13 protein-coding genes and 2 pseudogenes are annotated in these 21,372 nt (G+C 60.3%); 8 read left to right on the forward strand and 7 right to left on the reverse strand.

What is annotated here, in order from left to right:
• Positions 1-308: 308 nt before the first annotated feature.
• Positions 309-1,397, forward strand: a complete 1,089-nt coding sequence (locus tag G3A56_RS05850) for an HWE histidine kinase domain-containing protein (protein WP_137067528.1) — start codon at positions 309-311, stop codon at positions 1,395-1,397.
• 33 nt (positions 1,398-1,430) lie between these two features.
• On the opposite strand, the gene G3A56_RS05855 is transcribed toward G3A56_RS05850, so the two are convergent.
• Positions 1,431-2,351: a cation diffusion facilitator family transporter gene (locus G3A56_RS05855; RefSeq protein WP_082183995.1), complete on the reverse strand. Its 921-nt coding sequence runs from the start codon at positions 2,349-2,351 to the stop codon at positions 1,431-1,433.
• A gap of 80 nt (positions 2,352-2,431) precedes the next feature.
• Here G3A56_RS05855 and G3A56_RS05860 point away from each other — a divergent pair, with 80 nt between their 5' ends.
• Positions 2,432-3,220, forward strand: coding sequence for an SDR family oxidoreductase (locus G3A56_RS05860; RefSeq protein WP_082183994.1), 789 nt, complete (start codon positions 2,432-2,434; stop codon positions 3,218-3,220).
• A 20-nt stretch (positions 3,221-3,240) separates the two neighbouring features.
• On the opposite strand, the gene G3A56_RS05865 is transcribed toward G3A56_RS05860, so the two are convergent.
• Positions 3,241-4,218 (reverse strand): sensor domain-containing diguanylate cyclase, encoded by a 978-nt coding sequence (locus G3A56_RS05865; RefSeq protein ID WP_164056207.1) that lies wholly within the window; start codon positions 4,216-4,218, stop codon positions 3,241-3,243.
• Positions 4,219-4,520: 302 nt separating this feature from the next.
• On the opposite strand from G3A56_RS05865, the gene G3A56_RS05870 reads away from it, so the two are divergent.
• The 3 genes and pseudogenes from G3A56_RS05870 to G3A56_RS05880 all read left to right on the forward strand — a co-directional run bounded on the left by G3A56_RS05870 (position 4,521) and on the right by G3A56_RS05880 (position 7,105).
• Positions 4,521-5,819: an Hsp70 family protein gene (locus G3A56_RS05870; RefSeq protein WP_082183992.1), complete on the forward strand. Its 1,299-nt coding sequence runs from the start codon at positions 4,521-4,523 to the stop codon at positions 5,817-5,819.
• Between the two features lie 43 nt (positions 5,820-5,862).
• Positions 5,863-6,761: pseudogene (locus tag G3A56_RS05875) on the forward strand (uracil-DNA glycosylase).
• Positions 6,762-6,913: 152 nt separating this feature from the next.
• Positions 6,914-7,105 carry a hypothetical protein gene (locus G3A56_RS05880; protein ID WP_003497027.1) on the forward strand — a complete coding sequence of 64 codons (192 nt, stop codon included), beginning with the start codon at positions 6,914-6,916 and terminating at the stop codon, positions 7,103-7,105.
• A 400-nt stretch (positions 7,106-7,505) separates the two neighbouring features.
• Here the strand turns inward: G3A56_RS05880 and G3A56_RS05885 are convergent, their stop codons facing one another.
• Positions 7,506-8,444, reverse strand: coding sequence for a DMT family transporter (locus G3A56_RS05885; RefSeq protein WP_082183990.1), 939 nt, complete (start codon positions 8,442-8,444; stop codon positions 7,506-7,508).
• A 506-nt stretch (positions 8,445-8,950) separates the two neighbouring features.
• On the opposite strand from G3A56_RS05885, the gene pepN reads away from it, so the two are divergent.
• Both pepN and G3A56_RS05895 read left to right on the forward strand, forming a co-directional pair.
• The gene (gene pepN, locus G3A56_RS05890; protein ID WP_082183989.1) at positions 8,951-11,599 is read left to right on the forward strand and encodes an aminopeptidase N; all 2,649 of its coding nucleotides are present in this window, start codon (positions 8,951-8,953) and stop codon (positions 11,597-11,599) included.
• Between the two features lie 268 nt (positions 11,600-11,867).
• Positions 11,868-14,204: a PAS domain-containing sensor histidine kinase gene (locus G3A56_RS05895; RefSeq protein ID WP_082183988.1), complete on the forward strand. Its 2,337-nt coding sequence runs from the start codon at positions 11,868-11,870 to the stop codon at positions 14,202-14,204.
• Positions 14,205-14,423: 219 nt separating this feature from the next.
• Here the strand turns inward: G3A56_RS05895 and G3A56_RS05900 are convergent.
• Positions 14,424-17,392: pseudogene (locus tag G3A56_RS05900) on the reverse strand (bifunctional [glutamine synthetase] adenylyltransferase/[glutamine synthetase]-adenylyl-L-tyrosine phosphorylase).
• A 316-nt stretch (positions 17,393-17,708) separates the two neighbouring features.
• Between G3A56_RS05900 and G3A56_RS05905 the strand changes: the two are divergent.
• A complete protein-coding gene (locus tag G3A56_RS05905) occupies positions 17,709-18,572 on the forward strand; it encodes a MipA/OmpV family protein (protein WP_164056208.1) in 864 nt (287 codons plus the stop codon).
• A 102-nt stretch (positions 18,573-18,674) separates the two neighbouring features.
• Here the strand turns inward: G3A56_RS05905 and G3A56_RS05910 are convergent, their stop codons facing one another.
• The 3 genes from G3A56_RS05910 to G3A56_RS05920 form a co-directional block, all read right to left on the reverse strand.
• Positions 18,675-19,100, reverse strand: a complete 426-nt coding sequence (locus tag G3A56_RS05910) for a thiol-disulfide oxidoreductase DCC family protein (protein WP_082183986.1) — start codon at positions 19,098-19,100, stop codon at positions 18,675-18,677.
• Positions 19,101-19,167: 67 nt separating this feature from the next.
• Positions 19,168-20,577: a sensor histidine kinase gene (locus G3A56_RS05915; RefSeq protein WP_082183985.1), complete on the reverse strand. Its 1,410-nt coding sequence runs from the start codon at positions 20,575-20,577 to the stop codon at positions 19,168-19,170.
• A gap of 9 nt (positions 20,578-20,586) precedes the next feature.
• Positions 20,587-21,345 carry a response regulator transcription factor gene (locus G3A56_RS05920; protein WP_003497047.1) on the reverse strand — a complete coding sequence of 253 codons (759 nt, stop codon included), beginning with the start codon at positions 21,343-21,345 and terminating at the stop codon, positions 20,587-20,589.
• Between the last annotated feature and the right edge of the window lie 27 nt (positions 21,346-21,372).

Below are 21,372 nucleotides of genomic sequence, written 5' to 3' on the forward strand. Positions count from 1 at the left end.
AAGCCATCCGCGACACCGCATTCACCAGCGCCTGTCTTCGCAAAGCAGGACGCCTTTGTCGAGCTTCTATAGCGGCAAAACATGTCGCACGCCACCCCATTGTCAGACAACCTGATGACTAATTTATTACTTTTACGTTCACGTAATATAGAGGATAGGCGCAGCTAGTGTGGGCGTCAAGCTTGTCAGTGTTTGCAGATTTGAGAGTGACGTTAGGTTGGCGTCGGGTCTCGCACCCAAAAACCCATCCCGTCGTTCGGCCGATGAGGGCTTCGTGACAAGGTCATTACTTCGGATATGCGCCATATGTGATCATCTTGGCATTTAGAAAAGTATCCACTATGTTTATCCCAAAGCCACCAATAATTGTTCAGCAGAGCTTATATGGTGCTCTCGGTTCAGGTGGATTTTCAATGACGCAAACGTCAAACGATCAAAGCCAGCGATTTATCCACGCCGCCTTGGCTGCCTCGGACGACTGCATAAAAATTATTGGTTTGGATGGCTCCCTTCAGTTCATGAATGAGGGCGGGCAACGGGTCATGGAGATACAGGATTTCGAAGCCGTAAAAGGCTGCCCCTGGCCGGATTTCTGGGAAGGAAAGGGCAATATCGCAGCTGTAGCGGCCATCAACGAGGCACGTGAAGGCAGAAGCTCCCGATTTCTCGGATTTGCGGATACGGCAACGGGAAACCGCCGCTTCTGGGACGTCAAGGTGTCTCCGATTTTTGACGACAGCGGCTCGGTCGACAGCATTCTTTCCATCTCCCGAGACATCACCGGCGTGAAGGAATTCGAAGAACAGCAGCTTCTTCTGCGCAATGAATTATCACACAGAATCAAGAACATTCTGGCTCTCGTGCAATCCGTTGCGGGTCAAACCCTTAAAGACGATGACGAAATGTCAGTGGCAAAGCCCGCCTTTCTTGCCCGGCTGGCTGCACTTGGCCGCGCGCATGACCTGTTGCTGCGCCCGAGCCACGACATGACGACGCTGAAAGCCGTTGCCGAAACGGTGGCAAACGAGCAGTCCGCTGATCGAATAAGGATCGACGGACCCAAGGTTACCCTCGCGCCTAAAAGCGGTCTCGCAATCGCGCTCGCCTTTCACGAGTTGACGACCAACGCCATCAAGTATGGCGCCCTGGCAAATGAGAGCGGAAATATCTCCATCAGCTGGGAGATTGAGAAGGTCAACGAAAAAGACTGCCTCAATCTTGTCTGGCGGGAACGGGACGGTCCTGCGGTCATTGATCCCGCCAAAAAAGGCTTTGGCTCACGAATGATCGAAAGGGCGCTTGCCAGCTATGTTCATGGCACGGTGGACCTTGCTTTCGAGCGTGATGGTCTGGTCTTTTCGCTATTTGCTCCTGTTGAAGCGCTCACGCAGGATTAGCGGCGCGCGAAGATCGCCGCCGAATTCTCCGCTTCAAACCGCCCATTCCTCATCCGTCGTAAACACGATCGTCAGCCACCGATCCGTTCCCTCGCCGCCGAGCGCATCGCCGATTTCGTCGCGGATGGCGTCCCATTCTTCCAGGCGCCGGGCCGGCCAGTTCTTCGGCACGATGAAGAAGAGTTCGATCTGGCGGCCGCGGCCGACGCGGGCCACATAGGAATAGTGCGAAGAGAAGCCGAACTTCGCCACGATCTCCCCTGCCACCCTGTCCACGTGCTGCTTGAATTCCAGCGGTGTCACCAGAAGAATATCCGCCAGCGCCTGTTTCACATTGCCGAACGGCATGGGGATGATGACGAGGCAGACGAGCGCCAGCACGGCAGGGTCGATATAGGGCGCGATCCACTGATGCGCCGTTCCCGTCAGCCCGTAACCGATGGCGAAGGCCAGGAACAGGGCCACGCTCAGGAGCGCGCTCATCAGCCAGCTTTTGGCGTCCAGCGCCACGAAAGCTGATTTCAGCCTGCGGTTCTGGCGTTTGACGAACCACGCCATGATGAGCGAGACGGCGAAGCTGACGAAGGTGACGATGATGGCGTAATCGAACTCGATCGATCTGCCGCCGTCCATCAGGCTGTCAATGGCATTGATCAGGGCGTAGATCGCAGCCCCCATCAAGAGCGTGCCGTTAAGGCCAAGCACCATCGGCTCCAGATGCCAGAAACCCATGGTGAAACGTTCCGCCAACCGGCCACCGGGCCTTGGTGCTGCCGAGGCCGCGATCAGCCGCGCGACAAGCAGCGCCAGCACCGTCATGAAAGCATCGGTCAGCGCATAAACGCCATCGAACACCACCGCGAAGGAGCCCGAGAACAAACCCGCGCCGATGCCGAACGCGGCCAGAAGAACCGTGACGGCAATGGAAAATTTAAGCAGAGATTGTTCTGTCATGACGCGTATTTGACCTTCAAAAGCGGGTTTCACCTTCCTATAAACAGCGAAGACATCGCAAACAAGACAGGACAAAACCCATGGATCTCGGCATTTCCGGCAAACGCGCCCTCGTTCTCGCCTCCTCACGCGGCCTTGGGCTGGGCATTGCAACGGCGCTGGCGAAGGAAGGCGCAAATGTTCTTCTCGTCGGCAGAAGCGGCGAGAAGCTGGATGCGAACTGCAAGGCGATCAACGCGCTGGGCAAGGGCAAGGCAGACTGGGTGTGGGGCGATCTTGCCGATGACAATTTCGTCGAAGCCATGGTTCAGGCCGTGAAAGACAAGCTCGGCGGCATCGATATTCTCGTCAACAATACCGGCGGCCCGACACCGGGTCTTGCGCAGGAGATCACGGCCGAGAAACTGGAAAACTTCTTCCAATCCATGGTGCTGCGCGTCATCACGCTCACCAATGCGCTTTTGCCGCAGATGAAGGAACAGGGTTTTGGCCGCATCCTGACCGTCGCTTCCTCGGGCGTTTTCGAGCCCATCCCCAATCTGGCGCTCTCCAACACGCTGCGCGGGGCGCTGGTGGGCTGGAGCAAGACGCTGTCCTCCGAAGTGGCCGGTTTCGGCATCACCTCCAATCTTCTCCTGCCCGGCCGCATCCATACCGACCGCATCGACGAACTCGATGGCGCCAATGCCAAGCGTCTGGGTAAAAGCCTTGAGGAAATCCGTGAGGCTTCCGTCAAGAGCATTCCGGCCGGCCGGCTCGGCACGGTGGAAGAATTCGCCGCCGCCGGCGCCTTCCTCTGCTCGGTGCCGGCAAGCTACATCACCGGCACGATGCTCAGGGTGGATGGCGGCGCAGCGAAGTCGAACTGACGCCGGCAAAACTCAACCGGTCAAGAAGCCGCTCCGTAGATCACGAAGCGGTTTCGGCCGGTGTTCTTGGCTTCGTAAAGCGCTGTGTCAGCACGGCGCAAGACATCGCCGGCGCTCTCGCCGGGATTGGCAAAGGCGATGCCGGCCGAGCAGCTATAGCGGAAATCCGGCACGTCGCTCAGCGGCGATGCCGCGGTCAACGACGACAGCAGTTGCTGCATGATGATCTCGGCGCTCAGCATGCGTGAACCGCCGAGAACGAGCAGGAACTCCTCGCCCCCGATCCGCCCGAGCAGATCGTCGCGGCCGGCGGCGGCGCAGAGGCGGCCGGCGAAATCTTTCAGGACCAGATCGCCGCTTGCATGCCCGAAGCGGTCGTTCACCGCCTTGAAGTGGTCAATATCCATGATGATCACCGCAAGGGCCTGGGCCTTGTTGGGGCCAAGCATGTGGTTGAGACTATCCATGGCGTAACGGCGGTTGCCAAGACCGGTCAACTCGTCGCTCAGTGCCGATTTCAGCGCCTTGTCGCGTTCCTGGCGAAGATCGCGCAATTCTATGCCGAGTTCGGAAACATCGGTGATCACGCACAGCATCCAGCCGCCGGGCAGCGTCGTTTCCGTGGTCAGCATCCAGCGACCGTCATTCAGGCTGGTCTCGATGGTGCGGAATGGCAATTTGCCGCGCCTCGTCTTGGCGGAGCGCAGCCAAAGTTCGAAATCGGAGGTTTCGATGGCGGTGCCGGTGGCGCTACGATAGCCGATGCGCATCAGCTCCACCCATGTCGGGAAGTCCTCGGGCCCGATGCCGAGCGCCATGCGAAACGCACTGTTGGCGAAGCGCAACTGGTCGCCGCCGTCGAACAGGGCATAACCCTGCTGCGAGATCTCCATCAGATCCATGAGATGGTGATTAAAGCTTTCAACGTCGCCGCGAACAAGCGCGGCCCTCTCTGGCGGCACTTCTTCAGGCAAGGAACGAGCCGGCTTGCGGGACATTGTGGCTCCGTTTACAAACGCACAAATACAAAAATAAACCTGCCATTTAATGTTATAGCCCAGCCTTATACTCTGTTTGTGCGAAAAAATATTTAATGTACGCGACAAGGGCGCATCCTGACTGCGACGGTTACTTCATGAAAATGTCACAATAAACGTGGATGCGGTGCTTGCCATTCCGCCGGGCTTATGCAATCAACCGCCCTCCTCTGACATCGGGACGCCAAGGGCATCCCTCATTTTCACGCCGGGCCACCTCAAGGGCCGGGCGGGCATTTCCATCGGCGACAAGGAATATGGCGATGACGCAAAAGCGGGCTCTCGGCCTCGATTTCGGCACGACCAACACGGTCATGGCTCTTTCGGACGGCAGCGGCGACAGCCGTTCCATGCGCTTCACCAGCAGCGCGGGCACGGATGACAGCATGCGCACCGCGCTCTCCTTCATGAAGGATTCAGGGCTGGGTGCTGCTGCCCTGCATGTCGAAGCAGGCCATGCCGCCATCCGGCAATTCATCGACAATGCGGGCGATTGTCGCTTCCTGCAGTCGATCAAGACATTCGCGGCCTCGCCGCTCTTCCAGGGCACGCTGATCTTCGCCAAGCGCCAGAGCTTCGAGGACCTGATGGACGTGTTCCTGCGTAAGCTGAAGACCTATGCGGGCGCGGAATGGCCGGGCGACGTCTCGACCGTCATCGCCGGGCGGCCGGTGCGCTTCGCCGGCAGCAATCCGGACGAGTCTCTCGCGCTTGCCCGTTACAACGAGGCGCTGGGCCGGGCCGGTTTTCCGGAGATCCACTATGTCTATGAGCCCGTGGCGGCCGCCTATTATTTCGCCCAGAGCCTGAAAAAGGACGCCAACGTGCTGGTGGCGGATTTCGGCGGCGGCACCACGGACTATTCGCTGATCCGTTTCGAGACCCATGCCGGCAAGCTTTCCGCCACCCCCATCGGCCATTCGGGCGTCGGCGTGGCGGGTGACCATTTCGACTTCCGGATGATCGACAATCTGGTCTCGCCTGAGATTGGCAAGGGCAGCAAGTTCAAGAGCTTCGACAAGGTGCTGGATGTGCCCTCTGGTTATTACGTGAATTTCGGCCGCTGGAACCAGCTGTCGATCTTCAAGACCTCGAAGGAATTCACCGATCTGAAATCGCTGGTACGTTCGGCGATCGAGCCGGACAAGCTCGAACTTTTCATCGATCTGGTGGAGCATGACGAGGGTTATCCGCTCTATCAGTCGATTTCCGCCACCAAGATGGCGCTCTCCTCGGCCGAGGAGGCGGAGTTCAACTTCGCACCGCTCGGCAAGGCCGGTCGCAAAACGGTCAAGCGCAGCGACTTCAACACCTGGATCGCCGACGACCTTGCCAAGATCGAGGGCGCGCTGGACGAGGTTCTGGAGAAGACGAAGGTTGCGCCGGATGCGATCGACAAGGTGTTCCTGACCGGCGGCACCTCCTTCGTGCCGGCGGTGCGGGAGCTTTTCACCCGTCGTTTCGACGCGGACCGGATCGAAACCGGCGGCGAGCTGCTCTCGATTGCCCATGGTCTGGCGATGATCGGCGAAAGCGGTGACATTCAGCGCTGGACAGCGTGATTTACGGGTTTCCCGGGCGGCGAACATGGGATAATTTCCAGCCATGATCGCCGCTCACGACCTCTCCCCGGCCGAACTCGCCGCCCTCCTGCATTTCCATGCGGATGCGGGTGTGGATTGGCTGCTTGAGGACAGTCCGCTCGACCGTTTCGCCGAATTTGCCGCTGCCCGCCCTGCCCGTCCGGCAGCGCGACAGGAAAATTCCGCCCCACGCGCCAGATGGAGGGTGGACCAGAGCGTCGCACCGATGCTCCCCAGCGGCAGGCGGCGGATCGTGCCGCCCCGACCAGAGGTGCACCGCCCGCCCCCGCCGTTCAGCAAAATGTCGCCGTGCCGGACGAACAGGCCGTGGCAGCCGCGCGTTTTGCGGCAGAAAGCGCGCGGTCGCTTCCCGAGTTGAAAACCGCTCTTGAGGGGTTCAGCGGCTGCAACCTCAAGAACAGCGCCCGCAACACGGTGTTCACGCAGGGCGATCCCGCTTCCGCCATCATGGTCATCGGCCCCATGCCGGATGCGGATGACGACCGGGAGGGCCTGCCCTTTGCCGGCAAGAGCGGGCTTTTGTTGGACCGCATGCTGGCGGCGATCGGCCTTGAACGCTCAGGCATCATGCTCGGCAATGTCGTGCCCTGGCGTCCGCCTGGCAACCGCCCGCCGACACAGGCCGAAATGGATATTTGCCGCCCCTTCATCGAGCGCCAGATCGCGCTTGCGGAGCCGAAACACCTGTTGCTTCTTGGCAACTTAACCGCACGTTTCTTTTTTGGCGGCACGGGAACGATCCATACGCTGCGCGGACAGTGGCGTGATGTCGCAGCCGGACACCTGGTTTTACCGGCTCTGGCGAGCCTGCATCCGCAGGAACTTTTGAACGCTCCGGCCTCCAAGTCATTGGCATGGCAGGATTTATTAGCATTTCAAGCAAAAGTCTCCGAAGGCTGATTGCCTTCTTCTTGCTCAGTGTAAACGAATTATGAAAAAAGCCATGCACAATGTGCATAACAGCGGCGCATTTGGCCGCCTTGCCGAATCCATGCTGCGCTGCGATATAGGCGGCGTGTCTTGGGAGGAATTCGGTTTAAGGAACCAAGGCAATGACCACTCGCTTCCGTCCGGTGCATTCCGGCTTTGAAACACTCCGTCTGGCAGGCCTCGGCCCTCGCTCCAGTCAGGGTTACCATCGTTTCGGCGCTGCCGCTAACGAACAGATGACCGCACGCGCTGCCATGCAGCAGGTTCGTGTCACACGTCCCGCAGCTGTCTTCGCGGATTTCCGCGAGCGCTGAGAGCATTCAGGCAGGCGTAAAATCCTGTCCATATAGATGATTGCGCGCTGGCGTCTTTCTTCGGGAAGGCGCCTTTTGCTTTTTCAGGGGTTTTGCGGCACCTGACGATGGCCGCCGGCGGCGTCATATGATGCGACGCAAGGGTTTGGCGCCGGTGCGTCGGTTACCCTGCTTTTACAGGGCGCGATCCTCTCCTCATCTCTGTGCTTGTCACAGAGATCTAGCCAGCCCAAGTCCTTGGGCTGAAAAGACTCTCTCGCCGCGCAGACGCGCGTCAGCTGGATTCCTGTGACGAGCACAGGAATGAGGTTGAGATTTGCCCGGCGTGGGAAACATCTGCGTCGTATAGGATGCAACGACAGATGCCGCAGGATCTGCGTCATCCGCCGCATCCGGAGTATCACCCCTGCGGGGTCGAGGCCTTGCGCGCCGCCCGTCTCGCCAGCCCCAACTGATGCTCCCGGAAGATGATGAAGATGCCCGCCATGATAACGATTGCCGTGCCGATCAGCATGGTGACGGTGGGCACGTCTCCGAACAGGATATAGGAGACGACGATGCCGAACACGATGGAGCTGTATTCGAAGGGTGCGATGGTGGAGACCTCCGCGTGGCGATAGCTTTCCGTCAGGAAGATCTGCGCAACACCGCCACAGATGCCGCTGGTAATCAGGAGGACGGACTGTCTTGTGTCCAGGTCGCTCCAGCCGAAAGGCACGCTGATCAATGACAGCAATGTGGCGGTGAGTGAGAAATAAAGCACAATGGTCGGCGTCTTTTCCGTCTCCACCAATTGCCGCACCTGGATCATGGCAAGACCACCCAGTGCTGCACCGCAAAGCACGGCGATCGCGCCCAGCCCCTCGCCCGCAGCAAAGCCGCCTTCCCTCAGAAGCGTCATCTTCGGCCACAGGATCACCAGCACGCCCATCATGCCAACGAAAACCGCGCTCCAGCGATAGACACGCACCTTCTCATGCAGGACGAATGCAGCAAAAACCACCGCGAGCAGCGGCGACGCGTAGCCGATGGCGATGAATTCCGGCAGCGGCAGCAGCGTGAGGCCATAAAAACCGCAGGCCATGGACAGGATGCCGAGAAAACCGCGCTTGAAATGGCCAAGCAGATTGTTGGTCTGCAGCGCGCTTGTCAGCGCATGCAGCCAGGCCAGATAAACGACGATGGGGATAATAGCGAAAGCGGAGCGGAAGAAGGTGATCTGGCCGGCCGGCACATCGGGACCGGAGGCCTTGATACAGGTCTGCATCACCAGAAAAAAGCCGACCGAAATCAGCTTCATGCTTATCCCGCGAAAGGGATTTGTCGGCTCGGCGTTCATTGGCAGTTACTCATATCGGCTGCGCAAACACGCCATCGGAAGATTTTTCATGCGGGGAAGGACGACGCAGGGGAGTTGGATTTATGCAAGGCTAGAGCATTACTCCGGCCCTTTACATCAAAAAATGTTATTCACCCATGAATTCGGTTGATCTGGTGGCGACAAGGGATCGCTTTCACGTTTTTGCGGCCTCTCATTCAGGTCCTGAGCCGGAATGACGGAGGGAGAAGTGTCGGGGTATTGCAAAGTATAGCCGGCAAAAACAGACGCCCGCTAAAATTTGAAGAAAATAAAATACAATTTCAGCAATCGTTCAACATTTGCTGGCATGGTCCGCAGGTCCGGCAGCGGGAGGATCGTCTGCGGGGCTGGAAAAGCCTTCCATGGCGGGACAGAACGTCCCCCGACTCGCACATGAACGTGACGAATACTGCACCTATTTTACATCCGGGCCTGATGACGACATGATGCCCGGAGGACAACGACAAAGTTATTCAGGAACAGTCATGCGAACAGACACGGGCCAGATCGTTCACCTGGCAGATTACCGCCCCACCGATTTCGTTCTGGAGCGGGTGGATCTCACCTTCGAACTCGACCCCAAGAATACCAAGGTCGAAGCCCGTCTGATCTTTCATCGCCGAGAGGGCGTAGACGTGGCAGCGCCGCTCGTTCTCGATGGCGACGAGTTGACGCTTTCGGGCTTGCTGCTCGATCAGGTGGATGTTCCTGCCAGCCAATATGACGCGACGCCTGACAGCCTGACGATCCGCGATCTGCCGGCGGCGTCTCCCTTCGAGATCTGTGTCACCAACTACATCAATCCGCAGGTCAATACGCAGCTGATGGGGCTTTACCGCACCAATGGCGTCTATTGCACCCAATGCGAGGCGGAAGGTTTCCGCCGCATCACCTATTTCCCGGACCGGCCTGATGTTCTCGCACCCTATACGGTGACGATCATTGCCGCGAAAGAAGGCAATCCGCTGCTGCTGTCGAACGGCAATTTCCTCGGCGGCGGCAATTACGATGAAGGCCGCCACTTTGCGGCCTGGTTCGATCCGCATCCGAAACCCAGCTATCTCTTCGCGCTCGTCGCCGGCGATCTCGGCGTGGTGGAAGACACGTTCACCACCGTCTCCGGCCGTGAAGTGGCGCTCAAGATTTATGTCGAGCACGGCAAGGAGCCGCGCGCGGCCTATGCCATGGATGCGCTGAAACGCTCGATGACATGGGACGAGGAACGTTTCGGCCGCGAATACGACCTCGATATCTTCATGATCGTCGCCGTGTCCGATTTCAACATGGGCGCGATGGAGAACAAGGGTCTCAACGTCTTCAACGACAAATTCGTGCTGGCCGACCCGGAAACCGCCTCCGATGCTGACTACGCCAATATCGAGCGCATCATCGCCCATGAATATTTCCACAACTGGACCGGCAACCGCATCACCTGCCGCGACTGGTTCCAGCTCTGCCTGAAGGAAGGCCTGACAGTCTATCGCGACCAGGAATTTTCCGCCGACATGCGTTCGCGCCCGGTCAAGCGCATCGCCGATGTGCGCCATCTGAAATCGGAGCAGTTTCCGGAGGATTCCGGCCCGCTGGCACACCCGCCGCGCCCCGATACCTATCGTGAAATCAACAATTTCTACACCACGACCGTCTATGAAAAAGGCGCCGAAGTCACCCGCATGATCGCCACGATCCTTGGAGAAGACGACTTCAAAAAGGGCATGGACCTCTATTTCGAGCGTCATGACGGTGACGCCGCGACAGTGGAAGACTTCGTCAAGAGTTTTGCCGATGCCAGCGGTCGCGACCTCTCGCAGTTTTCGCTGTGGTACACCGAGGCGGGAACGCCGCTCGTCTCTGTTTCATGCCGCTACGATGCCGCCGCCGCCACCTTCAGCCTGACGCTGGAACAGACGACCGCGCCTACCCCCGGCCAGCCGGTGAAACAGCCGCGTCACATTCCGCTGTCGCTGGCGCTGATCCTCGACAACGGCCAGATCGCCGAGCCGCAGGCCGTCGAGGGTGGTGAATACCGCAACGGCGTGCTGCATCTGACCGAACGTAACCAGACATTCTCCTTCTCCGGCATTTCCTCACGGCCGGTGCTGTCGATCAACCGCAGCTTCTCCGCGCCGGTCAATCTGCATTTCGAACAGAGTGCTGCCGATCTGGTGCAGATCGCCCGGCACGAGACGGATATGTTCGCCCGCTTCCAGGCGCTCACCGATCTCGCTTTGCCGGCGCTCATTGCGGCCACCAGGGCCGTGCAGAATGGTGGCGAGGTGCGCACGGATGCCGAACTCATCTCCACCCTCATCGAAATCGTCGGCGATCCGGCGCTCGAGCCCGCGTTCCGGGCGCAGGCGCTGGCGCTGCCGAGCGAGACGGACATTGCCCGTGAACTGGGCGGTGACAACGATCCCGAAGCCATCCACAAGGCGCGCAACGCCACGATAAAGGCGATTGCAACGGCCGGGCTTGAAACCTTCAGGCAGCTTGGCGAAGGCACGGTCAACGGCGAGGCCTACAGCCCGGATGCGGAAAGTGCGGGACGCCGTTCGCTTCGCAACGGCGCGCTCACCTATCTCGCCTTTGCCGAGGAGACACCGGCCCGCGCGGCGAGGGCCTATGCCGACGCCACCAACATGACCGATCTTGCCCACGCATTGAGTGTGCTGACCCAGCGTTTCCCTGACAGCGCCGAGACGAAAGAAGCGCTTGCCGCCTTCGAAACGCGCTTTGCCGATAATGCGCTCGTTCTCGACAAGTGGTTCTCGCTGCAGGCCGCGATTCCCGGCGACGGGGCGCTGGAGCGCATCAAGGCGCTGATGAAATCGAAACATTTCATCGCCACCAATCCGAACCGGGTCCGGTCGCTGGTGGGAACGCTTGCCTTCTCCAACCCCACCGGTTTCCACCGCGCCGACGGGGCTGCCTATCGGTTCCTCGCGGAGCAGATCGTCGCCATCGACAAGCGCAATCCACAGCTTGCCGCCCGCATCCTCACCTCCATGCGCTCATGGCGGTCACTGGAGGCAAGCCGCGCCGAACATGCCCGGGCCGCCCTTTCGACGATCGCCGACGCAAAGGGGCTTTCGACGGATGTGAGCGACATTGTCGGGCGTATCCTGAAGGGCTGATTTCCCTCATTTTTCCGGCAGTTAGCAACGGACTGCCGGAGTGCTCTACAACCCTCACTCCTGTGCTTGTCACAGGAATGAGGAAATGTGGGTGTAACGACATCGGAAGTCCTTGCATCCTGCACTGTCCCGAAAAAATACGGAGTCGGTTCAAGGGGTTAAAATTCTTTTAACTTTTGCCTCTGGACAGGGCGAATCGCATTTGATTCATTAGAGATATTCGAGCGGCGGCGCTTCGAATCACTGGGGACATCTAAAAGGCGGGACAATGACGAACGTGCGGCGGGCGACTGCGGGCGATGAGCGGCCGTATGCCAAATTTTCTGATCTTGCGGCCTGGAGCGAAAAGCTCTCCAGCGACCTGATGGGTTTGATGAATGGCTCCGACCGCCCGGTCTTGCAGGTCGAGACCCTGCTGAAGCGCCTGATCCCCATTCTCATCCTCGCCTTCCTCGTGGTCGTCGCTGCGTCACGCATGCTGGGCATCGCTGCCGAATACGGCCGCATGGAAGAGGCCGCCCGCCACTCCACGGCGCTGACGGCGCTGACTGCCAAGGCGGCTCTTCTCAATAACGGTTCGGTCTTCGCCTCGCAGGAGCGCGCCCAGGCAGAAGCTGCTCTCGTTGCGGCTCTACCGTCGGGCAGCCTTGCCGATGGCACCATGGTGCTTCTCTCCGGCAGCAATGGCCGCATTTTCGCCGGCGCCGGCAAGGAAGCGATGCTTTATATCGGCACGTCGCTGCCCGCCCTGCTTCCGGAAATTGCCATCGTGCAGCGCTTTCCGGGCGCGCCGGGCACCATCGAGACCAATATAGATGGCCAGCAGCATTATGCGACGATGATCCCCTTCGGCGACGATGGCGCGATGGTGATTGCAGCGCGCTCGCTGCAGCCGATCCGCTCCTTCTGGCGCAGCGAAATCGCCATGAATGTGACGTTGTTTGCCGGCATATCCTCGATCCTGCTGGTCGTGCTTTATGCCTATTACATGCAGGTGAAGCGCGCCCGTGACGCCGACGATATCTTTGCCGAATCCAACCTGCGGGTCGAGACGGCGCTCTCACGCGGCCGCTGCGGGTTGTGGGATTTCGATCTTTCCACGCGGCGCATGTTCTGGTCCGGTTCGCTTTACGAAATTCTTGGGTTGCCGCCGAAGGCCGCACCGCTTTCCTTTTCCGATGCCGCCCGCATGATGCATTCCGAAGACGGCAATCTCTATGAGCTTGCCCGCGCCGTCGGCTGCGGTAACCTGCGCCAGATCGATCAGATCTTCCGCATGCGCCATGCCAAAGGCCATTATGTCTGGCTGCGCGCCCGCGCCCAGGTCATCCGCACCAATAACGGCCCGCGCGTCATCGGCATCGCCATGGATGTGACCGAGCAGCATCGTCTTGCACAGCGTTATGCCGAGGCCGACCAGCGCCTTGCAGACGCCATCGAATCCACCTCGGAAGCCTTCGTGCTGTGGGACAAGAACGACCGTCTGGTGATGTGCAACACCCATTATCAGAAGGCATACGGCCTGCCGGACAGCGTGCTGGTGGCGGGCACGGAAAAAAGCACGGTGCATGCGGCCGCCGCCCGCCCGGTGGTGGAGCGGCGCGTTGCCGACCCCGATCAATCAGGCCTTTCGCGCATGACGGAAGTGCAGCTTGCCGACGATCGCTGGCTGCAGATCAACGAGCGGCGCACCCGCGACGGCGGCCTCGTCTCCGTCGGCACCGACATCACGCTGCTCAAGCGCCATCAGGAGCGCCTGCGCGATTCCGAACGCCGACTGATGGCGACCATCGGCGATCTCTCCGCCTCGCAGCACAAGCTGGAGCGGCAGAAAACCGAGCTTTCCGCCGCCAACGCCAATTATCTCGCGGAAAAAGAGCGTGCCCAGGCCGCCAACCGCGCAAAATCCGAATTCCTCGCCAATATGAGCCATGAGCTGCGCACGCCGCTCAACGCCATTCTCGGCTTTTCCGAAATCCTGCAGAACGAGATGTTCGGGCCGGTCGGTTCGCCGAAATATTCCGAATATGCCCGCGATATCCACGATAGCGGCAAGCACCTCTTGAACGTCATCAACGACATTCTCGACATGTCGAAGATCGAAGCCGGCCATATGCGCATCAATCGCGAGACGATAGACCTTGCGCCGCTCATCGAAGAAACCCTGCGCCTCACCGCCATTCAGGCGGAACAGAAGAACATCACCGTACAGCAGAAGGTCTGCGCCGGGCTGACCATGCAGGGCGACCGCCGCGCCATGAAGCAGATCATGCTCAACCTCCTGTCCAATGCCGTGAAATTCACCGGCGACGGTGGCCGGATCGCATTGCGCACCCATGTGCACGAGGCCGCCATGATCCTCACCATCGCCGATACCGGCATCGGCATTCCCGCCGGGGCGCTCGACAAGATCGGCCAGCCTTTCGAGCAGGTGCAGAGCCAATATGCCAAAAGCCAAGGCGGCTCAGGCCTCGGTCTCGCCATCTCCCGCTCACTCGTCAGGCTGCATGGCGGCACGATGAAAATCCGCTCCTGCGAAGGCAGGGGAACTGTGGTGACGATCATCATTCCGCATGCGGCGGGGCATTGCGGGACGGTGCATTGAGTGGACGTCGGGCCGTGCTCGCTGGCTTGCAATAAGTAAAGGTCGAGTGCGTGATACCCCCTCTGCCCTGCCGGGCATCTCCCCTCAAGGGGGAGATCAGCTAGAGGGTTGCTCCCCGATAAATCCGTAACGTTTGCGATGATCGAGCGGTTGCCACGGGTCGATCTCCCCCTTGAGGGGGAGATGCCCGGCAGGGCAGAGGGGGTATCACATCCACCATCAAGTACCATTCTTCACTGTCACCACAAACGCCTTCCGCACCGTCTTCGCCAGCCGTTTCACCTCGCCCTCCAAAGTCGAGATATCAGGGCAATCCCCAGCCCGGCAAACCAGATCAATAAGACCGGCCGGCGCTTCCTTCGGATTGAAGGCGCCGTCGATGCAGAGCCGCACGATCTGCGAAATCTCGGTGTAAAGCCCCATTGCCGCCATGCAGTCGTCGAAGGATTGCGGTTCCATCACCGGCGCGGCGAGCGCCTGCAGCGCTTCGGCCGTGTTGCGGCCGGGCTCGTGCGGGCGAGGCCCTTTACCGGGCCGACCAGCGCCAGATATTGGGCGATGAATTCCAGATCGACCAGCCCGCCATTGATGAGTTTGAAGTCCCAGATGTTTTCCGGCGGCTTTTCCTGCTCGATGAGAGTTCTCATTTCCAGCACGTCCGTGGAGACCTTTGCCACATCGCGCTTGCGGGACAGTATCGAGGCAATGATGCGGCGCGCATCTTCCATCAGCGAAGCATCGCCGCAGACGAGGCGGGCGCGGGAAAGCGCCATATGTTCCCAGGTCCAGGCTTCCTCGCGCTGGTATTTTTCGAAGGCGGAAATGCGCGTCGCCACCGGGCCCTTGTTGCCGGAGGGGCGAAGCCGCATGTCCACCTCGTAAAGCACGCCCTCCGCCGTTGGCGCGGAAAGCGCCGCAATCAGCCTTTGCGTGACGCGGGTGAAATAACGCACCACATCGAGCGGTTTTGCGCCGGTGGATTCATGAGCGGCATCGTCGTAATCATAAAGCAGGATAAGATCGACATCCGAACCGGCGGTCAGTTCAAAGGAGCCGAGCTTGCCCATGCCCATGACAGCCACCCGCCCGCCGGGGTAGAGCCCATGCGCCGCTTCCATCTCCCCCAGAACGGCATTGAGCGCCGCCTCGATCACCAGATCGGCAAGATGGGTGAAGGCGCGGGCGGCCACTTCGCCACGGATCGCGCCGGTCAGCAGCCGGACGCCGATCAGGAACCGCTGTTCGGCGGCAAAGATGCGCAGCCGGTCGAGAATATCCTCGTAGTGGCGGGCATTGGAGAGGAAATTGCCCATGCGGTGGGCGAGATAATCGCGCGTCGGCACGTCGCTCATCAATGCCGGGTCCAGCATGCCGTCGAAGACATGCGGGCGGGCGGCGATGATTTCCGCAAGACGCGGGGCCGAAGACATGATCATCACCAGAAGCGACAGCAGCGCCTGATTGTTGCCGAGCAACGAGAAGAGCTGGATGCCGGCCGGCAGGCCGGAGAGGAAATTATCGAAACGCAGCAGCGCCTCGTCCGCCCGCTTGCTTTCGCCGAAGGCCCTCAGCAGATCCGGCGTCAGCTCCGTCAGCCGTTCGCGCGCCTCGACCGATTGCGTCGCCCGGTAACGGCCATTGTGCCAGGTGCGGATGACGCGGGAAATATCCTCCGGTCGTCCGAAACCGAGCGCTGACAGCGTCTTTAACGTATCGGGGTCATCTTTCTGGCCGGTGAAGACCAGATTGCCGGCCTCACCGGAGAGCTTCGTTTCCTGTTCGAACAGGGCCGAATAACGGCGCTCCACCAGCCGCAGCACCTCTTCCAGCTTTTCCGAAAAGGCCTTGGTGTCCTCGAAACCAAGCATGAAGGCGATGCGCTTCAATTCGGCTTCGGTGTCCGGCAGCACATGGGTCTGTTCGTCGCGCACCATCTGGATGCGGTGCTCCACCTCGCGCAGGAACCAATAGGCGTCCGTCAGGCTGTCACGCGTTTCGGCATCGATCCATTTCGCCTCGGTCAGCGCTGCAAGCGCCTCCTGCGTTGCGCGCACCCGAAGCGCCGGCATACGCCCGCCGGCAATCAGCTGCTGGGTCTGCGCGAAGAACTCGATCTCGCGAATGCCACCGCGCCCGAGCTTGACGTTGTGGCCCTTCACCGCAATGGCGCCATGGCCTTTATGGGCGTGGATCTGCCGCTTGATGGAGTGAATATCCGCAATTGCCGCATAGTCGAGATATTTGCGGAAGATGAAGGGTGTCAGCTCACGCAGGAAGTTTTCGCCCGCCTTGATGTCGCCCGCCACCGGCCGCGCCTTGATATAGGCGGCGCGTTCCCAGTTCTGGCCCCTGCCCTCGTAATAAAGCAGCGCCGCCTCCACGGGAATGGCGAGTGGCGTCGAGCCGGGGTCGGGCCGCAGCCGCAGATCGGTGCGGAAAACGTAACCATCGGCCGTGCGCTCCTGCATGATGCGCACGAGACGGCGCATCATGCGTCCGAAATTCTCCGTCGCATCATAGGGATCGTCCATGATGCCCGCTGAAGGCTCGAAGAACACGACGGCGTCGATATCGGAGGAATAGTTGAGTTCGCGCGCGCCGAGCTTGCCCATGCCGAGCACGATCAGGCCGGAACCTTCGCTCGGCGCGGCAGGGTTCTTCAGTTTGAGCTTGCCGCTCTCATGGGCTGAAAGCAGCAGGTGATCGATGGCGGCGGAGAGCGATGCATCCGCCATGTCGCTCAGCCAGCGCGTCGTATCGCGGGCGGTGAAGATGCGGGCCAGATCGGCAAGCGCTGCGACGAAGGAAAGCCGCCGCTTGGCGACCCTCAGCCGCGACATCACTTCGTTTTCGACGGGCACGCCGCCCTCTTCCCCGGGTTTCCAGCAATCGCGCGCTTCACGGACGAGATCGGCCAGCAGCGGCTCCAGCGGCTTCGAAATCGCAAGCGTCAGCAGCCCCTCATCGGCCGCCGCCATGTCGCGCAGATAGGGCGAGAGCGTGAAAGCTGCAGCGATGAAGTCCTTCAGCGGGCTTTCGGCGGCGAGCAGCGCGGCCACCGCCGGTTCGCCCTTGGCGATATCCTTGAGCGTCGAGAGAACGGATTTCAGTTCCGTCTGCGTATAGGGGCGGATAACGCCCGGCAGAACCTCGCTCAGCCGCCTTTCAGCGGCTTCCCGTTTCGTCACTGTCTCTCTCCCTCTCCCGGGCGTCCTGCGCTTCGACGCTGCCTGACTTTCAGGAAGGATCACTCCCCGCAAAATCGTCTTGCCGCCGCGATTGTCGAAGCTTTCGGGCGCATACACCCCGCGTTGTAACAAATGCGGGGCGCTTTGCGATCAGGAAAACCGTTTTTGCCGATCTTTTCCAGGTCCCGATATTCGCAAGCGCCATTTCAGTCGTGGCCGGCGATCTCGCGTAATGTCTCCGCAATTGTGCCCGCGTAGCGTCCTCCTCAACGAAACCCGACTCCCAGGTTTTGCAAGGCTTGATGCTGCAACGGATATGATCATGAAACAGATTTTTACAGTGAAATGGCAAAAGAACCTGCGTGCCATGGCCTTGTGCCTGGGCACGCTGCCCCTGGCGCAGGCCGTCTCTACGCCCGTCTTCGCTGCCGATATCGGCAAATCCGACAGGTTCGCCGATCCGCAGGGCAATTTCGACAATGCCCGCTACAGCAGTTCCAGCGAGTGGAAGATCACGCTCGGCGTGGGTGCTGCCTATGCTCCCAAATATGAGGGCTCGGACAAGCTGGAAGCGGGTGCGGTTCCGCTGGTTTCCGTTGAGTATGGCGATACGCTGAGCATCGATTTCAGCGGCGTCACCGTCAACCTGCTGAACAGCAACGGCTTCAGACTGGGCGTCAAGGGCGGCTGGGAAGCCGGGCGCAAGGAAAAGGACGACAAGAAAAATCTTCGCGGAATGGGCGACATCAAGGCGGGCGGCGTGGTCGGCGGCGTTATCGCCTATGGCTTCGACCCCTTCGAGGTCTATGCCAAGGTGGACAAGACAATCAGCGGCAGCGAAGGCCTGACCGCAACCGTCGGTGCAAGCGTTTCGCACAAAGTCGACCAGTTCATCCTCGGCGCAGACCTTTCCGCCACGTGGGCGGACGACAAGCACATGAAATCCTATTTCGGCGTCACCTCGGCCCAATCCGCCCGTTCCGGCCTGCGCCGCTATGACGCCAAATCGGGCTTCAAGCGCATCGACGCCAGCGCCTCCCTCACTTACCTTATGACCGAGAACTGGTCGATCACCGGCACCGGTGGCGTCGGCTTCCTGCTGGGCGACGCCAAGGACAGCCCATTGTCGAAAAAGGATATTCAGCCATTCGCGATGGTGGGTGTAGCCTACACGTTCTGAGCCGGGGCACCCGCCCAGAGAGAGGGTGCGCGGCCACTGCCAAGCCAGCCGCGCATCTTTCCCTGCACGGAGATTACCGCACGCCTTGGGCGGATGGCCGGGTTAAAGGATCCTGTCCCTGTAGTCCGATGACGCCACCCAGCATTCTTCACGCTTTCCGAACCAACGGTAGCGATTGCGTGCGGCATAACGATAAACGGGATCGCGCAAAAATGCGGGAATGATGCGCAGGACGGCAAGCAGCCGCCACGGCATGCCCAGCGCCTCGTAAATGCTCAAAACCGCGTCGCTGTCCTGCCGCACCCTTTCGCCTTCCACGACAAGCAGGCTGACCGGATCCTTCGGGTCCATGCCATGGCGCCGGTAGATTTCCGCACCGACGTCTCCCTGCATGGATGCCAGCCGGAAATATCCGGCCTTGTCATGCCGCAGCACGAATTGCGCATTCACGGAGCACAGCACGCATTCGGCATCGAACAGAATGATCGGGTGGTGTCGGTCGCCGGTCGAGGGAGATGTGCTTGCCATCCGTCGCAGGTCCTTTTGTCGATCACGAAGCGATCTCGCCTGCGATAATCTCGCCAGACGGCACAGTCTACGGCTTGGGAAGGGGAAACACCATCGAAACGGTCAATCCCGGGCAGGCCGCATTCGAGGCGTCCGTGTCTGAAAGCACGAGCGATCCGCCATGCAGTTCCATCACGGCCTCCACCAGAGACAGGCCAAGCCCCGTGCCGGGTTTGGAGCGGCTTTCGTCCAGCCGCACGAAGCGTTTCAGCACCTCGCCGCGTTTATCGGCGGGGATGCCGGGGCCATGGTCCGCAACGGAAAGCACGATGGCTTCCGGTTCCGTCACAAGGCGGACGACGAGTTTCTTGTCACCTTCGCCCTCACAGGCATATTTCATGGCATTGTCGATGAGGTTTGACAGCGCCTGTCCAATCAGTTCGCGATTGCCCTTTACGGACAGGCCAGGCTCGATTTCGGCCTCAAGCACAAGCCCGGCATCCTCGGCCACCGGCTCGTAAAGCTCGGCGCTGTCGGCGGCGATTGCCGACATGTCCACATCGGTCATTTCGGCCGCTATCGAGCCGGCCTCGACGCGGGAAATCATCAACAGCGCGTTGAAGGTGCGGATGAGCTGGTCGGATTCGGCAATGATGCCCTCAAGTGCGGCACGCCGTCTGGTTTCGTCATCGTCGTCAAGTGCTGCGGCCGCCTTGTTGCGCAGCCGCGTCAGCGGTGTCTTGAGATCATGGGCGATATTATCGGAGACCTGCCGCAAACCCTCGTTCAGCTTTTCGATGCGGCCGAGCATGGCGTTGAGCGAGCCGGAAAGCCGGTCGAATTCGTCGCCGGAACGGCCCTGCGGAAGGCGCTGCGAAAGGTCGCCGGCCATGATCTTCTTGGTCGCCGCCGACATGCGGTCGATACGTTTCAGCGCATTGCGGCCGATGCCGAACCAGATGAGCAGCGCGCCGCCGCCCATGATGGCCAGCGCCACCATCAGCGCGTTGCGCACCAGCGCCCGGAACTTGGTCGGTTCGCCAAGGTCGCGGCCGATCAGGATGCGCAACCCGTTATCCAGCATGAAGACATTGGCGGTGGCGAGATGCTGGACGCTGTCGCCGCTTTCGGAATAACGTTCATAACGAAAGGGGAAGCCCGTCCAGCCCTCCTTGTCGAAGACGCCGGGCTGCACGGAGGCGACGTTGCCGGCAAGGATTTCGCCGTTCGGCCCGGCAATCACGTAGAGGCTCGCTCCCGGCTGACGGGCGCGGCGCTCCATCATCCGCAGAAGTGGGTTGATGCCGCCGCGATTATAGATGCGCTGCACATCCGATACTTCCTGCAGCACCGCGTCGCGCGTCTGCTGGTTGAGCAGCCGTTCGGAAAGGGCGGTGACATAAAAGACCAGGAAGGCGGCGCAGAGCGCAAACAGCAGGATATAGAGCGCCGAAAGGCGCACCGCTGTCGACCGGAACACTATTCTGAGGCGAGCCATTTTCGCCAATCAGCCCTCGTCCTTCATCATGTAACCCGCGCCGCGAATGGTCTTCAGCAGCGGCTTCTCGAAGTCCTTCTCGATCTTCGAGCGCAGGCGGGAGACATGCACGTCGATGACATTGGTCTGCGGGTCGAAGTGATAATCCCAAACATTTTCCAGAAGCATGGTGCGGGTCACCACCTGGCCGGCATTCTTCATGAGATATTCCAGCAGGCGGAATTCACGCGGCTGCAGCAGGATTTCCTTGCCGCCCCGGCGGACATCATGCGACAGCCGGTCAAGCTCAAGATCGCCGACGCGGTAGACCATGTCCTGCTCGGGCTTGCCCTTGCGGCGGCCAAGCACCTCGATGCGGGCGAGCAGTTCGGAAAAGGCATAGGGCTTCGGCAGATAATCGTCGCCGCCGGCACGCAGGCCGGTGACGCGGTCATCCACCTGCCCCAGCGCGGAAAGGATCAGAACCGGCGTCTCGATGCCGCGGCGGCGCAGCTCGCTGATGACGGAAAGCCCGTCGCGGCGCGGCAACATGCGGTCGATCACCATCACATCGTATGCATTCTCGCAGCCCATGAACAGGCCGCTCTCGCCGTCGCTGGCGTGATCGGCGACAATCCCGGCTTCGCGGAACGCCTTGGTCATATAGGCCGCAGCCTCGAGGTCGTCTTCAATCACAAGAATCTTCATGTGCGGGACAATAGCGCCCTCGCCCTTTTCCACACAACCGGAAAGAGATGCGACAGACATTTCCTGAACCTTGTTTTCCATGAGATTTCCTCCGAAGACATGGCCTTG

Origin of the sequence: Rhizobium oryzihabitans (genome assembly GCF_010669145.1) — a bacterium.
In the GTDB taxonomy this organism is placed as follows: Bacteria; Pseudomonadota; Alphaproteobacteria; order Rhizobiales; family Rhizobiaceae; genus Agrobacterium; species Agrobacterium oryzihabitans.

Bases quoted from the DNA above. Each gene is read 5' to 3' on its own strand.
- G3A56_RS05855 (WP_082183995.1), bottom strand. From the start codon at position 2,351: ATGACAGAACAATCTCTGCTTAAATTTTCCATTGCCGTCACGGTTCTT.
- G3A56_RS05860 (WP_082183994.1), top strand. From the start codon at position 2,432: ATGGATCTCGGCATTTCCGGCAAACGCGCCCTCGTTCTCGCCTCCTCA.
- G3A56_RS05865 (WP_164056207.1), bottom strand. From the start codon at position 4,218: ATGTCCCGCAAGCCGGCTCGTTCCTTGCCTGAAGAAGTGCCGCCAGAG.
- G3A56_RS05870 (WP_082183992.1), top strand. From the start codon at position 4,521: ATGACGCAAAAGCGGGCTCTCGGCCTCGATTTCGGCACGACCAACACG.
- G3A56_RS05880 (WP_003497027.1), top strand. From the start codon at position 6,914: ATGACCACTCGCTTCCGTCCGGTGCATTCCGGCTTTGAAACACTCCGT.
- G3A56_RS05885 (WP_082183990.1), bottom strand. From the start codon at position 8,444: ATGAACGCCGAGCCGACAAATCCCTTTCGCGGGATAAGCATGAAGCTG.
- pepN (WP_082183989.1), top strand. From the start codon at position 8,951: ATGCGAACAGACACGGGCCAGATCGTTCACCTGGCAGATTACCGCCCC.
- G3A56_RS05895 (WP_082183988.1), top strand. From the start codon at position 11,868: ATGACGAACGTGCGGCGGGCGACTGCGGGCGATGAGCGGCCGTATGCC.
- G3A56_RS05905 (WP_164056208.1), top strand. From the start codon at position 17,709: ATGATCATGAAACAGATTTTTACAGTGAAATGGCAAAAGAACCTGCGT.
- G3A56_RS05910 (WP_082183986.1), bottom strand. From the start codon at position 19,100: ATGGCAAGCACATCTCCCTCGACCGGCGACCGACACCACCCGATCATT.
- G3A56_RS05915 (WP_082183985.1), bottom strand. From the start codon at position 20,577: ATGGCTCGCCTCAGAATAGTGTTCCGGTCGACAGCGGTGCGCCTTTCG.
- G3A56_RS05920 (WP_003497047.1), bottom strand. From the start codon at position 21,345: ATGGAAAACAAGGTTCAGGAAATGTCTGTCGCATCTCTTTCCGGTTGT.